At 71.5% G+C, this 13331-nt stretch carries 15 protein-coding genes and 1 pseudogene; 12 read left to right on the top strand and 4 right to left on the bottom strand.

Annotated elements, in window-relative coordinates; all coding sequences use genetic code 11:
• The first annotated feature begins 5 nt into the window (after positions 1–5).
• Together AB0I68_RS30310 and AB0I68_RS30305 are read left to right on the top strand one after the other, a co-directional pair.
• On the top strand, positions 6–653 hold the full coding sequence (locus tag AB0I68_RS30310; protein ID WP_363180593.1) for a response regulator transcription factor: 648 nt from the start codon (positions 6–8) through the stop codon (positions 651–653).
• A 122-nt stretch (positions 654–775) separates the two neighbouring features.
• Positions 776–1674, top strand: a pseudogene (locus AB0I68_RS30305) (aminoglycoside phosphotransferase family protein).
• Positions 1675–1790: 116 nt separating this feature from the next.
• Here AB0I68_RS30305 and AB0I68_RS30300 read toward each other — a convergent pair.
• Complete coding sequence (locus tag AB0I68_RS30300; protein WP_363180548.1) at positions 1791–2750, bottom strand: LysR substrate-binding domain-containing protein; 960 nt, start codon at positions 2748–2750, stop codon at positions 1791–1793.
• 58 nt (positions 2751–2808) lie between these two features.
• Here AB0I68_RS30300 and AB0I68_RS30295 point away from each other — a divergent pair, with 58 nt between their 5' ends.
• Positions 2809–3660: an NAD(P)-binding domain-containing protein gene (locus AB0I68_RS30295; protein WP_363180547.1), complete on the top strand. Its 852-nt coding sequence runs from the start codon at positions 2809–2811 to the stop codon at positions 3658–3660.
• Between the two features lie 161 nt (positions 3661–3821).
• On the opposite strand, the gene AB0I68_RS30290 is transcribed toward AB0I68_RS30295, so the two are convergent.
• Complete coding sequence (locus AB0I68_RS30290) at positions 3822–4067, bottom strand: hypothetical protein (protein ID WP_363180546.1); 246 nt, start codon at positions 4065–4067, stop codon at positions 3822–3824.
• 214 nt (positions 4068–4281) lie between these two features.
• Between AB0I68_RS30290 and AB0I68_RS30285 the strand changes: the two genes are divergently transcribed.
• The 9 genes from AB0I68_RS30285 to AB0I68_RS30245 all read left to right on the top strand — a co-directional run bounded on the left by AB0I68_RS30285 (position 4282) and on the right by AB0I68_RS30245 (position 11641).
• Complete coding sequence (locus tag AB0I68_RS30285) at positions 4282–4464, top strand: hypothetical protein (RefSeq protein ID WP_363180545.1); 183 nt, start codon at positions 4282–4284, stop codon at positions 4462–4464.
• A 404-nt stretch (positions 4465–4868) separates the two neighbouring features.
• Complete coding sequence (locus tag AB0I68_RS30280) at positions 4869–5729, top strand: helix-turn-helix transcriptional regulator (RefSeq protein ID WP_363180544.1); 861 nt, start codon at positions 4869–4871, stop codon at positions 5727–5729.
• Between the two features lie 1077 nt (positions 5730–6806).
• Positions 6807–7619 carry a hypothetical protein gene (locus AB0I68_RS30275; protein ID WP_363180543.1) on the top strand — a complete coding sequence of 271 codons (813 nt, stop codon included), beginning with the start codon at positions 6807–6809 and terminating at the stop codon, positions 7617–7619.
• Between the two features lie 584 nt (positions 7620–8203).
• Entirely contained in the window at positions 8204–8464 is a 261-nt protein-coding gene (locus AB0I68_RS30270; RefSeq protein WP_363180542.1) for a hypothetical protein, read from the top strand.
• Positions 8465–8577: 113 nt separating this feature from the next.
• Positions 8578–8892, top strand: coding sequence for a hypothetical protein (locus AB0I68_RS30265; protein ID WP_363180541.1), 315 nt, complete (start codon positions 8578–8580; stop codon positions 8890–8892).
• Between the two features lie 230 nt (positions 8893–9122).
• Positions 9123–9407, top strand: coding sequence for a hypothetical protein (locus tag AB0I68_RS30260; RefSeq protein ID WP_363180540.1), 285 nt, complete (start codon positions 9123–9125; stop codon positions 9405–9407).
• A gap of 11 nt (positions 9408–9418) precedes the next feature.
• On the top strand, positions 9419–9856 hold the full coding sequence (locus AB0I68_RS30255) for a glutaredoxin domain-containing protein (protein ID WP_363180539.1): 438 nt from the start codon (positions 9419–9421) through the stop codon (positions 9854–9856).
• A 360-nt stretch (positions 9857–10216) separates the two neighbouring features.
• Positions 10217–11245 carry an alpha/beta hydrolase-fold protein gene (locus AB0I68_RS30250; RefSeq protein WP_363180538.1) on the top strand — a complete coding sequence of 343 codons (1029 nt, stop codon included), beginning with the start codon at positions 10217–10219 and terminating at the stop codon, positions 11243–11245.
• Positions 11246–11467: 222 nt separating this feature from the next.
• Positions 11468–11641, top strand: a complete 174-nt coding sequence (locus AB0I68_RS30245; protein WP_363180537.1) for a hypothetical protein — start codon at positions 11468–11470, stop codon at positions 11639–11641.
• Here AB0I68_RS30245 and AB0I68_RS30240 read toward each other — a convergent pair.
• Both AB0I68_RS30240 and AB0I68_RS30235 read right to left on the bottom strand, forming a co-directional pair.
• Positions 11634–12842: an NAD(P)/FAD-dependent oxidoreductase gene (locus AB0I68_RS30240; RefSeq protein WP_363180536.1), complete on the bottom strand. Its 1209-nt coding sequence runs from the start codon at positions 12840–12842 to the stop codon at positions 11634–11636. The genes AB0I68_RS30245 and AB0I68_RS30240 overlap by 8 nt on opposite strands.
• Positions 12839–13300: a hypothetical protein gene (locus tag AB0I68_RS30235; RefSeq protein WP_363180535.1), complete on the bottom strand. Its 462-nt coding sequence runs from the start codon at positions 13298–13300 to the stop codon at positions 12839–12841. The genes AB0I68_RS30240 and AB0I68_RS30235 overlap by 4 nt, the downstream gene beginning before the upstream one ends.
• Between the last annotated feature and the right edge of the window lie 31 nt (positions 13301–13331).

Raw genomic sequence — 13331 nt, 5'->3', positions numbered from 1 at the left:
CTGCCATGACCATTGATGCCGCCATCACCCTGCTGATCTGCGATGACCACCCCGTTGTACGGGACGGCCTGCGCGGCATGTTCGCGTCCGCCGAGGGCTTCGAGGTGCTCGCCGAGGCCTCCGACGGGGTGGAGGGCGTCGAGCTCGCCGAGCGCCTCGACCCGGACGTCGTCCTGATGGACCTCCGGATGCCGGGCGGCGGCGGAGTGGCCGCCATCGCGGAGCTCACCCGGCGCGGCCTGCGCTCCAGGGTCCTGGTCCTGACGACCTACGACACCGACTCGGATACCCTGCCCGCGATCGAGGCAGGCGCCACCGGCTACCTCCTCAAGGACGCCCCGCGCGAGGAGCTGTTCGCCGCGGTGCGGGCCGCGGCCGAGGGACGCAGCGTGCTCTCCCCGGCGGTCGCCTCCCGCCTGGTCTCGGCGGTCCGCAACCCGGCGCCCCCCGCGGACGAGCCCCTCTCGGCCCGCGAGCGCGAGGTCCTCGAACTGGTCGCCAAGGGCACCTCCAACCGGGAGATCGCCCGCGCGCTGTTCATCAGCGAGGCCACGGTGAAAACCCATCTGACCCACGTCTTCGCCAAACTCGGCGCCAAGGACCGCGCCGCGGCGGTGGCCGTGGGCTACGAACGGAAGATCCTCGGCCGGTGATCTGCGCCGGAGCACCGTCGTTCGTCGGGTGTGAGCCGTCCCGGGCCGAAGACCCCGCCGTTGTCGGTGACGGCCGGAAAGGCGTTTGACGCCCGTCGGTGTCCGGCGATCGGATGACGTCCATGAGCACAGGACAGATGCATCCCGGTATGCGCCCCATGGACGAAGGCCTCGTACGGCGGCTGGTCGCCGGGCAGTTCCCTCAGTGGGCGGGGCTGGCGGTGGAGCGGTGGCCGTCCGGCGGGACGGTCAATGCCATGTACCGGCTGGGCGACGACCTGGTCGTACGGCTGCCGCTGGTGCAGGGCGGGGCCGAGGACGTGTCGATGGAGCGGGAGTGGCTGCCCCGCCTCGCACCGCACCTGCCCACGCGCGTCCCCGAGGTGCTCGGCGCCGGGGAGCCCGCCCACGGGTATCCGTGGCCGTGGGCGGTGTACCGGTGGCTGGCGGGCGAGCTTCCCGAAGCGGGGGCACTGAGCGAGCCCGTGCTGCTGGCCGAGGACCTGGCCGCATTCGTGGCGGCGATGCGGAGCATCACCCTGCCGGCTGCGCCGAACGCCCACCGGGGCGGGCCGCTCGCCTCGCAGGACGCGGAGACCCGGGCGGCGATCGAGGAACTGCGCGGGATCCCGCAGGAGGACGTCGACTGCGATGCCGCGGCCGCCGTGTGGGAGGAGGCGCTGCGAGCCCCTGGGTGGGACGGGCCGCCGGTGTGGCTGCATGCCGATCTGATGCCGGGCAACTTGCTGGTCGACGGGGGCAGGCTGGCCTCGGTGATCGACTTCGGGTGCATGGGGGTGGGAGATCCGGCCTGCGATCTGTTCCCGGCGTGGAATCTGCTGCCGCCCGGTGCGAGGGAAGTCTTCCGCGAGGCGCTGGCCGTGGACGAGGCGACCTGGATCCGCGGCCGGGGGGGACGCTCTCACAGGCGCTGATCGCCCTGCCGTACTACCGCAGGACGAACCCCGCGATGGCACACAACGCCCGGCACGTGATCCGGGCGGTGCTGGACGAAGCCTGACGGAACGGGGGCCGCGGGGCCGCCCGTGCGGACAGCGAGGGCGGCCGGCTGCGCGGCGTTGGCGGACACGCCGGCCGGTGCGCAGGCCGGCTGCGCGGCGGCGGTCTTCAACCGGTTCAGGGTGCCAGCCCGTCCGCGACCTCCCGCAGCAGGGTGAGGAAGGCCTCGGCCGCGGGCGAGGGGGCGAGCCCGCGCGGGGTCGCGGCGTAGACCCGCCGGCACGGGGTGTCCTCGGGGTGCAGGGGCACCAGCGCGAGGTCGGGCCGCGCGGAGGAGGCGGCGAGCGCCGGAATCAGGGTGACGCCGAGCCCGGCCGCGACGAAGCCCTGCTTCGCCACCCAGTCGGCGACGGCGAAGCCCATGCGCGGCCGGAAGCCGTCCGCGACGGCGGAGCGCAGCAGGGTCTCGGCCGGATCCGGGCCGGCCGCCAGCCACTCCTCGTCGGCCAGTTCGGCCAGCCGTACGTCGGTGAGCCCGGCGAGCCGGTGGCCGAGGGGCAGCGCCACGTACATCCGCTCGTCCAGCAGATGGTGGGCCACGCAGTCCCCGGGCGGCCGGTCGGAGGCGCCGGCGACGACGGCCACGTCGAGCTCCCCGGCGGACAGGAGGGCCAGCAGCCGGGTGGAGAGCCCTTCGGCGCGGGTGACGGTGACGGCGGGGTGGCGGGCCCGGAACGCGGCGAGGGCGCGCGGGATCAGGGCCGCGTCGGCGGTGGCGAAGGCGCCGATCCGCAGGCGGCCCGTCTCCAGGCTGCGCAGCGCGTCGAGTTCGGCGCGGGCGGTGCGCAGCCGCTCGCCGACGGCTTCGGCGTGCGGGAGCAGGATCCGGCCGGCCTCGGTGAGGCGGACCCCGCGCGGGAGGCGGTCGAAGAGCGGGGCGCCCCACTCCTCCTCGAGGGTTTGGATCTGGCGGGAGATCGCGGACTGGGTGTAACCGAGGGAACGGGCGGCGGCGGTGAAGGAGGCGAGCCGGGCCACGCGCAGGAACACCTCGTAGAGGCTGTGCGAACCGGGGCTGTACGAACCGGGGCTGTACGGACTGGGGTTATGCGGACTGGGGCTATGCGAACTGGGCATGGCAGCCATGCTAGACATTCGCTTGTCGCATGGATGGGTGGAATCTAGCCTCGAGGTCATGGACGCAGCAGCGAAGAACACACACGAAGACGCGGGCCCGGCGCGGAAGATCGCCTTCCTGGGGCTCGGCCACATGGGCGCTCCGATGGCCCGTCATCTCCACGACCGGGGCCACGCGGTGACGGTCTGGAACCGGACGGCCGCCAAGACGGCCCCACTGGCGGCGGCGGGGGCAACCGCCGCCGCGACACCCGCCGAAGCGGTACGCGGCGCGGAGCTCGTGATCACGATGCTGGCCGACCCGGCCGCCCTGCGGGCCGTCGCGCACGAGGTCCTGCCCGCCGTCGGCCCCGGCACCCACTGGATCGACACCTCGACCGTCGGCCCGGAGCAGGTGCGGGAACTGGCCGCCCTGCTGCCCGCCGGGGTGACGCTGACCGACGCCCCCGTGATGGGCAGCGTGGACCGGGCGGCCACCGGGGACCTGTGGGTGCTGGCGGGCGGCACCCCGCTGCCGGGCCCGGTCCGTACGGTCCTCGACACGCTCGGCGCGGTCACCGAATGCGGGCCACTGGGCTCGGGGGCCGCCCTCAAGCTGGTCCTGATCAACGCGGTGGTCGGCGGCGTCGGCCTGGTCGCCGAGGCGCTGGCGCTGGGCGGCGCGCTCGGGCTGCCGGCCGGCCTGGTCCGCGAGCAGCTGGCCAAGGGACCCCTCGCGGGCGCGGTGGCGCGGGCCTTCGCCGAGGGCTCCCACTTCCCGGTGGCACTGGCCGCCAAGGACGTGGCCCTGGCCACCGCGCACGCCCCGCTGCCGATCCTGGAGGCGGTCCGCGCCACGCTGGAGGCCCGGCCGGAGCTGGCCGGGCAGGACCTGTCCCGGATCCGGCACCAGGTCCTGTCGTCCCGGTAGCCGCGGGCCAGGCGCTCCTTTGGCGACAGGGCGTAAGGCGTGTCCGCACAGTCATGGGAGCCGGCGGCGTAGGCAGGCGAGGGTGACCGGAGCCTGGTAGTGGCGGCCACGCCGCGGCGGGTCCGAACCTCCCCGACGACGGCATTCCTCCTTGACGGCCCTCAGTGCGTGGCCTCCGAGAAGGCGGTCTGAGCGCTTCGCGTCACCTCGGCCAGCAGCACCTGCCGGGTCTCCTCGTCCGTGTTCCGCGCCTGCGTCCACGTACGGGCCATGTCGACGCTCTGCGCGCTGAGCCGGTCGGTGAGCCGGTCCTGCGGAGTGTCCTTCAGCCCCCGGAGCCAGGCCTCCGTGAACTGGTCGGCCGGCGCGTGGACCAGGTGGTCGAGGACGGCGGTCCGCCAGGCCACGGCCGTACTTGTCGGTGAGGCCGTCCAGGATGGCGAGGGCGCGGGCGTTCTTCGTCGGCGGGAGGTCGAAGGCGGCGCCCGTCGCCTCGCCGGGGACGGCGGCGAGCTGCTGCGCCGCGTACCGCGTCTCCGCCAGCCGCAGGATCGCGTACGCCTGCGGGTCCTCGGCGACGGCTCGCACGACGTTGCGGAAGACCGGATGGGAGACGGCCAGGTGACAGGTGCCGGAGGACTCCCACGGGTCGTCGTCCGGATCCGCCTTGACGACGTACTGGGAGTCGAGTCCTGCGAGCACCTCATGAGCGTCGCCCGCGTGGTCCGCGAGCACGGTGGCCAGCGGCACCCGGAGGCGGGGTCGATCCGCAGATTCTTCGTGGAGCCGAGCCCGGGGGAATAGAACACGTCCTTCACGGCCTGCCTGTGCCTGTGCCTGTGAGTGCTTGCCGGGCTCGCTCCCGGCGGTGGCCTTCACCAAGGCCTGGCCCAGTGCCGCGCAGCTCGTCCCGGCCTGGACGCCGGCGTCAACGGACGCACGTACGTGCTCGTCCTCCAACGGACGGCCTCGCAGGGGCTGTGGGCGGACGGCCCCCGGGCGGCCCCCGGACATCTGACGGCGCTCGGCGCGGGTCCGACGGGCCGTCTGGCGCCGGGGCGTCGCTCCGGGCGTTGCCCCTTGGGCCGGATAGGTGATCTTCGTCGTCCGGGTCTGCTCCTCGTCGGTTCGGATGTGCAGAATGCTTTTGCCACTTGCCTTGGCGTGTGCATTTCTGCCTGAGGTCCTGCAGTTGGAGTAGACCGCCCATGCCGGCGAACGGAAGCCCCACCATCAGAAGACGCCGCCTGGGTGCGGAACTTCGCCGGCTGCGCCGTGCCGCGGGCATGACGTCCCAGCAGGTGGCGGGTCGGCTACTCGTGTCACAGTCCAAGATCAGCCTGCTGGAGACGGGCCGTCGCGCCATCAACCCCCGTGACGTGCGTGATCTGTGTGAGCTCTACGGGGTCACCGACCAGTCGCTCGTCGCCGCGATGATGCGGATGGCGGAGGAATCCGGCCGGCAGGGCTGGTGGGTCGCCTACGGCGACGTCCCCTACGGCGTGTTCGTCGGAATGGAGACGGAGGCGGCCTCCATCCACGCCTACGAGCCACTGCTGATCCCCGGCCTGCTGCAGACCCCCGCCTACGCCGCCACGGTCATTGAGGAAACGAACCCTCACTTCACAGCCGAGGAGGCCGCCACCCATCTCGAGCTGCGGCTGCGGCGCCAGCATCGCGCCCACCACCCCGCCCGTCTCTTGCGCTTGTGGGTCGTCCTGGACGAATCGGCGTTACACCGCACCGTCGGCACCGCCGACGTCATGCGCGAACAGCTCAAGCATCTGAACCGCCTCAGCGCCCAGCCCCACATCACCGTGCAGATCCTCCCGCACAGCGCAGGAGCCCACCCCGGCGTCTCGGGGCAGTTCTCCATCCTCACGTTCCCCGGCGGCGACGCGGGAGTCGTGTACCTGGAGCGCTACACCAGCGGCCTCTACCTGGAGAAGCCCGCGGACCGCCGGCCCTACCACTTCATCTACGACCACCTCCAGGCAAAAGCACTCGGCCCCGAACAGAGCCGCCGGTTCATCCGCGACACCATCCGGATCCACACCCGACCCTCGTAAGCGGTGGCAGCGTCGGCGCTCAGCCGGGAACGCCGCCTTCCCAGCCGGACAGGGCTCCGCAGACGGCGCACGTCGCACTGCCGGCGCGTTCTCGCGCCGGCGCGGCAGCCGCCGGTACTTCCTGGCCGGCGAGCCAGGGGGCATTCGCATTCCGGTCCAGGACGTACCTGAAGCGCTGCTGGCGCCTCAGTTCGAGAACGTCCCTGTGCCGCATCCGGCCCACCCCCGACGATGCCAATGCGCCCCAGAACGCACCTAGTACTGCACAGATCAGCACAAGCCTCATCAACACATCTGCCACAGCGGGCCCTTTCCGGTGACGGATTCGCAAGCGGGGCCCGCAGCCGAGCCCTCAGCAACATCTCGACATAACGCAGCGGCATATGCAGAGTTATGCCCCGTGCTCTTATTGCAGCCATGTGCAGCACCCTGTCGGGTTGCAGTAATGTCTGATTTACATGAGGCGGCGGGCCGAACGGGGCATGACGGACCGGCAGCACGGCGTACCGCCGACCCCCACTCGGGCTACGCCGAAACCTGCGCGAGCGGGCAGCCGGCCGACGCGGACACCGCCCCCGCGACACCCCGGCACGCCACCGCACCGTAACCGGTCTGAGCTGCGAAGATGCACCCCGGGCGGGGTGTGCGGAGCGCGGTCGTGACGGGTTCGACACGCGTGCAGAAACGATGAAAGCAGACGGTCAACACTCGTGCGCTCGGCCATCATCACCCGCATGGCGCACACCCTGCCCGACGCCGGAAGCGTTGGTTGGACTATGACAAGAGCAAGCCTCGGTGCAACCTTCCATCGATACGCGGCAGAGGAAGGTCTCCCCGTTCGCCCCGGGGCCGCCCGGATGGGTAAATGGACATTCACACCGGCTTCATCGGACCGCGCCCAGAGCGAGAACGCGACTCTGCATCATGAAGGTCGGAAAATCGAGCTAAATTACTCGTCCTCAATCCTTGAGGACTTCCTGGAAGCAATCAGCACGATCCATCGCGAATTCAACCGACGGTCGCACGACGTGGCTGCATCCGGAATGTACACCGACGACCAAGTGAGGCACGTCTCCCGTGTATGAACCATACGGTCATCACGACTGGAACAGCTTCCACACCCAGCCGGAGGCCCTCTTGTTCCGGCCCGGGCCGGAACCCGAACAGCACATCGCCACGGGGCATGCGCCGTTCGGACTGGGCCAGGCGAACGGCGCATGGGATCCGGCGGAGGAGCTCGCCTGTCTTCTCCAGGGGGGCATGGCCGCCGCCGGCCAGCCGGAGCCCTTCGACCGGGTCGTCTTCGACGAACCACACGACACGATGAGCACCACCGGGCTGGTAGCCGGAGCTCCGGGCATCATCGGGCTGCCGGAGCCAGAAGTGTCCGGCGGGCACCGCCGGACTGCCACGGCGAAGGCGCCGGCAGCGGCCCTGATGCGAACGGGGAGCCTCTTCACAGCTGTACTGGTCGCGCTCATCGCCGCCGTCGTGAGCGTCCTCAGCGGCCTTGCCCTCTGCGATGCCCTGCGGCACAGTGCCGTGCCCCACACCGCCCACGACGTGGTCAGCTGGTGGCCGCTGCTGATCTACGGACCCTGGGTGGTCGCCTCCCTGTCCATCCTCAGGGCGGCCCTGCACCAGCGCCGCGCCGCCCACTCCTGGTCCATCGTCCTGTTGTTCTCCACCCTGGCCACGCTCCTGTGCGTGGCCCAGGCGCCGAGAACGTTCGCCGCCGAGGCCGCGGCGACCCTTCCCGCCATCGCCGCGCTCGCCTGCTTCCAGCAGCTCGTCCGCCAGATCACGCTCACCCGGCCGCCCCGTCAGCCGGCGCCACGGCACCGCAACTCCAGGCCCTCCTCTGCCCCCAAGCTCCATTACGGGGCATGACGGTCACGTCCGGGAAGTCCCTGGCCGGGATCGGTCCGCCGCCCGTGCGAACCAGTTCCGTGTCTGACAGACGCCAGCCGGGTGCCGTCGAGCTCGGAGAAGGCCGTGACGACGCCCTGGCGGAGGGAGTATCCGCCGAGACGGGCAGGGCCGGAGTCTGCCGTGGCAGTCGAGGCCACGCCGACAACCGCAGAGCCGCAGAGCCGGCGCCGCCGCATACGGCGCCGGGAACGAAGGGCGCAACAGCCGCCAACCGCATGGAGAACGTGTTCCTTCCCAGAGCCGCAGTGATCGTTTTCATCTGAGGAACGACAACCGAATCCGATAAGTCACGGGCGGTCCGAACAATCTCGGCACTCGGCACGACGGCCTGCGCGCACCGCCTCCCCCTGCACGCGAAGCCGGCCCGGGCACCTCACATACCGCAGCTCAGAGCGCCATCCCGTTGCCCGGACTCCGCTGCCACCTGTCCGACGGCCCGCCGCGCCGCCCCGGACCCCGGCCGGGCTCGGGAGGCGCTGAAACACCCCGCGCCCCGCGCCACACCTCCCCCCCCCATCTACTGAGAGAGGACAGCAACAAAAATGGTGTACGAGCTCTCCTACGCTGAGCGAATCCAGTACAAGCGGCTTCAGGACGCCGCCTACCAGGCAGGCCTGGACGCCGTCACCCACCTCGAGGCAGCCCTCGCGCTCGCCGGGTTGGTCCTCCCCTCCCTGTCCAACGACGGGCCCTTGGGCTCCCGCGGGTTCGTCCGGCTCGGCGGATGCAGCGTCGCCGTTGCCAACCAGCTCGCCGAGGTGATCGCCGCGGGCGCCCATGCCCTGCAGGAGCAGCGGGCGTGAGCACGTGCCCCCCACCACGCCCGGACACAACCGGTCCGCCACCCACCGGCGCCGCCCCCGTACCGCACCCTCGCAACTCCCCCACCACCAGGCAGACTCCAGGAGGTCCTTGCATGGACACATGGCGAGCTTCCTCGCACGCGCCGAAACCACAGGAGGCGCTCGACCCCTACCGCTTCCCCGGTGTGCGGGGATTCGAGAGCAGGGAGGACACTCGCCTCCAAAGCTCCGTGCCGGCCCCGGACCCGGCGGAGCGGCCCCTCGGCCTGATCAGCGCAGCACACCACCGGCGCCTCGACCTGCACGCCGCGCTGACCGCCGCCGGCGTCCCACCGCTCGCCGGAGACCTTCAGGCCATCGAAGCCGTCTCCGCACTCGACGACACCACCAACGCGGCCGTCCAACGATGGATCGCCGGCACCCGATGACCCACCGCGCCATGCGGCCCGCACTCCCGCGGAACACGTGGGCCGCAACGGGCCGCAACGGGGCACGACGCGGTCCCGCTCACCCGGGATCAGCCCGCGGGTGCGGGGAGCAGTCTTGCCGACCTGCCACTTCAGGTCGACGGAAAGGCGTCTTGAAGCGTCTTCACCGAAACCGGCACATCCGGCGTACGGGTGCTACTCCGCACGCGCGGCGGGCGGGGTCCGCAGGGGTGATCCGGGATGGGCGCCCGGTCCGGCAGAAGGACATGGCGGCCGAGTGCGGGGTCACGCCCCAGGCGGTCAGCGGGCTCATGGCGCCCCTGGGCGACCTGAACATCGTGCTCAGCCCGCGCAGCGGGGAACGCAACGGCAACTCCTGCCGGCTCCACCCGCTCGCGGCGAAGTACGAGGGCCCCGAGACGATGAAGGCGGCGTTTCGCGCAGCCCTCGTCCGCATCCAGGCGGGGGGCCTGCCGCACCTGGCCGCAGATCCGCCGAAGCTGCGCCACCGATAGTCTGCGTCGTCATGACACGCGCTTGGATCTTGCCGATGCTGCTCTTGGTCTGCGGCTCACTCGTTGCGACCATGCTGGCCGTCCGGGGGTTCCCCGGCGCCGCCGTTCCGCTCCTGCTGATGTTCGTCCTGCTCGCAGGGCTGAACTCGCCACTGACGTTCCCACGGTCGATCGGTGCGGTGGAGGCACAACGCCGCAGCGCGGTCGACGGCCGACCGATCGTCTACTGGCGGGCGGGCTGCACGTACTGCCTGCGCCTGCGGATCCGGTTGGGCCGCAGCGCCCGCCGACTGCACTGGGTCGACATCTGGCGCGACCCGGCCGGGGCGAGTGTGGTGCGGGCAGCCAACCATGGCGACGAGACCGTGCCGACCGTCGTGGTGGCGGGTCGGCCGCACGTCAACCCCGATCCCGAATGGGTGCGCGCACAGCTCTCCCGCTCCACGTGACGGAGTGCGGTGCACCCGATCCCCGTACGTGTCTCATTCGGAATGTTCCGCACCATGTGCGACCTGGCTCCGCCGCAGTCCTCAGCCGGTAGCCGGTAGCCCGCTGGGTGATGACCTCTGCGGGTCTCCGGCGCGGCTGCTTGCCTCGATGCGGACGCCGGGCGTGTCATGTGTCAGGTCCCGTGAACGCCCGGCCGCGTGAGGGAAGAAGCCCCCGCAACTCCCTCGCCTGGGACCGGCTACAAGCATCGCTCGCTCGCTCGCACACCCGGCACGGGCGTGGGTTTCGCCGCATCCGGACCGCCGGGCACGTGCGCAGGACGGCCGGGACGGACATCCGGTGCCGAAGGTGAGGCAACCATGGTGAAACTTCCCGCGCGCCGTTCCCTGCTCGCGGCCGGGGCCGGCGGATCGTTCGCGGCCGCCGTCTCCGCGGCCTTCCTGCTGCGGGGCGGCCCCGGGGCGCCGGGACCGGCGCCGGCCTCCACCCCGCCCGCTTCGTCCGCCTCCGGGACCGCATCGCTGCGCACCGACCTGGCCGTACGCAGCCGGCTGCTCGGCCGGGACGTCCCGTACAGCCTCTACCTGCCCGCCGGGGTGAGCTCCGCACCCCGGGGCGGCGGCCCGGACCGCGGGATCCCGCTCCTCTTCCTGCTGCACGGCGCGAGCGGGAAGCACACCGACTGGGTCGTCAAGGGCGGCATCGTGGAGACCCTGGAACGGGCCATCGCGGCGGGCCGGATCCCGGCGTGCGCCCTCGTCATGCCCGACGCCCGGCGCGACCCCGGCAAGCCGGGGGGAGGCCAGGACGAGACGTTCTACATCAACGACGCCGGATCCGGCGGCCACGCCCTGCGCTACGAGGACATGTTCATCAAGGAGTTCGTCCCGGCCGTCGAAAAGGCCCACGGACTGGGCGGCCGGGCGGAGCAGAGGGCCGTCGCCGGGCTCTCCATGGGCGGCTACGGTGCGCTGATGTACGCCCTGCGCTATCCGGGCCTGTTCGGCGCCACTGCCGGGCTGAGCACGGCACACTTCACCGACGAGGGCTACCGCGCGATGCCGATGGAGGAATGGAACCGCTTCCTCGGCCATGCCTTCGGCCGGGACCTGGCCGGATCCGCCCGGCTGACGCACCGATCCCGCGAGTACAACCTGGCCGACATCATCCGGCGCACCGCGCCCGACCGGCTCCGGCGCATCCGCTACCACCTCGGCTGCGGGACCGAGGACACCAACTACCTGCCGGGGACCGAAGACCTGCACACCGCCTTCGCGGCCCGCGGCGTGGACGCCGAGGTGGTCCTGCAGCCGGGCGGCCACGGCTGGTCCTACTGGAGCGTCGCGGCGGAGCCGATGCTGGACTTCCTCGGGCGGCAGCTCGGCTGACCCCGGTCCGCGCATGACCACGGCGAAGGCCGTGAGCGTGAGTGTGCTGCCCGACCGGTGACTGCGGCGCCGGGGCCGGACCATGGCCAGGGTGCCCGCGCCGGCCGGCCGGGCGCCCTGAAGCGGCGATCACCTGCCGGGACCGGGCCTCCGCCTCCGCGGAGGCCGCCGGGAATCCAGCCCCTCAGGCCGTCGCCCTGCATCGAAGAACGCCGTCGGATCGTGATCGCCCGCGCTGGACAACCTCGCCGACTGCCTGACGCACTGGAGCGCCGCGAGGAGTCCCTCGCCCCGTCCGAGGCGGCGATACGGATCCATGCGGAGCTGGCTGCCAAGGCACCCGCCGCCCGTCTGCCGGAACTCGCCAGAGCGCTGGACGGGCTGGAGTTCACGTGAGCGGGGCTGCCGTCGCGTCCCAGTCGATGTGGTGGTCGAACTGCCAGGCCATCTTCTCCGGGTTGATCAGCTTCATGGTGGCCGGCATCACGAGGTCGCGCAGTACGCGGCCGACCGGGCCCGCGGTCTTGTTGCTGTTCGTGCGGGCGCCGAGCTTGATGATGCGTTCGACGCGGGGGCGGCGCAGTTGTTCGTATGCTGCGAAGGCCTGGCCGTAGGGCAAGTCCCGCAGGCAGCGCGCCAGTTCGACGGCGCTTTCGGCGGCGATGGAGGCGCCCTGCCCGGAGCTGGATGAGGCGGCGTGGGCCGCGTCGCCGATCAGGGTCATGCGGCCGTGGGTCCAGTTCGCGACCCCCGGCATGTTCTCCATCGGGCCGGTGATGAGGAGCTCGCCGGCGTTGGTACGGCTGATCATCTCGAGGGCAGGGGTGCGGTCGTCGGCGAAGGCGTTCCGCAGGATGCGTATCCACTCGTTCGCGCCGATCGCCTGGGCCTCGGAGACTGTCATCGGGGCGCGGTGGGGCAGGTTCACGAACCACACCGCCGAGGAGTCTTCGAAGACCTGGTAGCCGAAGAACGCGCGCTTGCCGAAGCACATGTACATGACGCCGTCAGTGGAGGGCATCCCTGACTGGTGCATCCGCGCTCCGAAGCAGACCAGGCCGGCGTAGTTCGGCTGTGCTGCGGCCGGGTCGATCAGGGAGCGGACCGTGGAGCGGATGCCGTCGGCGCCGATGAGGACATCGGCGCTCGCCTCCGTACCGTCCGCGAAGTGCGCGGTGATACCGGAGCCGGCTTCTGTCGTGCCGGTCAGCCGCTTGCCGTGGTGGATGGGGACGGAGCGGCGCTCCGCCTCGTCGTAGATCGCCCGGTAGAGATCGGCGCGCCAGACGAACTGCAGGGACGGGAGGCGGGAGGGCGGGGCGAACTGCGCGAGGTGTTTGCCCGTCCAGCTCCGTAGTCCCATGGCGGTGACCGGTGTGCCGATGGCGCGGACGAGGTCGCCCGCGCCGATCGCGTCGAGGGCGTTCTGGCCGTTCGGAGCGATGGTCATGCCGCCTCCGGCCCCATCGGCCGCGGAGTCGTACGCCTCGTGGACGGCGGCCTCGATACCTGCCTGGCGGAGGGCCATCGCGGCGACCGGGCCTGCGATACCGCCGCCGATGACGAGCGCGGTGCGGGCTTTGCCGATGCGGGTCATGATTGGTGCCCCCTCGCAGGGTCGTCGATCGTCGGTACGCCGCCGCTTTTGTGTGCGCGGCGCACATCCTGGAAGTACGCACGGGAGAACATCGCCGACAGGATCGCGATGCCACCGCGGTGGATGCGGATTTCGCTGTTCGTCGCAGAGCCGGACAGACGGACACGGCGGCCGGCGGTCGTGTTGTGGGTGGATGAGGACTGGGAGTCCTTGACCTTGCCGCGGGCGGTCCACCTCAGGTTCCAGTGGTCGATGGCGGTGGCGTCGTCGACGAGCAGCTTGACCATGGCCCGGTCCATGTCGAGGTGGATCTCGACGTCGTCGGGGAGGTCGGGGGAGCGGAGGTCGAGGACAGCGGTGCCATGGCGGGCCTTGATCTCGAAGTGGCCGGCCTCGGTCCAGTTGCCGAGGTGCTTGACGAGGTCGTGGTCGGAGTGGATGCGCTCAGTGAGGGACATCTCGGTGGTTCCTCTCGGGGCTGTGTCGCGT

Origin of the sequence: Streptomyces sp. NPDC050448, from assembly GCF_040655295.1 — a bacterium.
Taxonomy (GTDB): Bacteria; Actinomycetota; Actinomycetes; order Streptomycetales; family Streptomycetaceae; genus Streptomyces.
Note: the sequence above shows the minus strand (reverse complement) of the source record. Positions and strands in the feature narration are given on the sequence as shown.

Coding starts and splice junctions, on each gene's coding strand:
- AB0I68_RS30295 (WP_363180547.1), top strand. CDS start 2,809: ATGGACGCAGCAGCGAAGAACACACACGAAGACGCGGGCCCGGCGCGG.
- AB0I68_RS30265 (WP_363180541.1), top strand. CDS start 8,578: ATGGACACATGGCGAGCTTCCTCGCACGCGCCGAAACCACAGGAGGCG.
- AB0I68_RS30310 (WP_363180593.1), top strand. CDS start 6: ATGACCATTGATGCCGCCATCACCCTGCTGATCTGCGATGACCACCCC.
- AB0I68_RS30270 (WP_363180542.1), top strand. CDS start 8,204: ATGGTGTACGAGCTCTCCTACGCTGAGCGAATCCAGTACAAGCGGCTT.
- AB0I68_RS30240 (WP_363180536.1), bottom strand. CDS start 12,842: ATGACCCGCATCGGCAAAGCCCGCACCGCGCTCGTCATCGGCGGCGGT.
- AB0I68_RS30250 (WP_363180538.1), top strand. CDS start 10,217: ATGGTGAAACTTCCCGCGCGCCGTTCCCTGCTCGCGGCCGGGGCCGGC.
- AB0I68_RS30235 (WP_363180535.1), bottom strand. CDS start 13,300: ATGTCCCTCACTGAGCGCATCCACTCCGACCACGACCTCGTCAAGCAC.
- AB0I68_RS30300 (WP_363180548.1), bottom strand. CDS start 2,750: ATGCCCAGTTCGCATAGCCCCAGTCCGCATAACCCCAGTCCGTACAGC.
- AB0I68_RS30280 (WP_363180544.1), top strand. CDS start 4,869: ATGCCGGCGAACGGAAGCCCCACCATCAGAAGACGCCGCCTGGGTGCG.
- AB0I68_RS30255 (WP_363180539.1), top strand. CDS start 9,419: ATGACACGCGCTTGGATCTTGCCGATGCTGCTCTTGGTCTGCGGCTCA.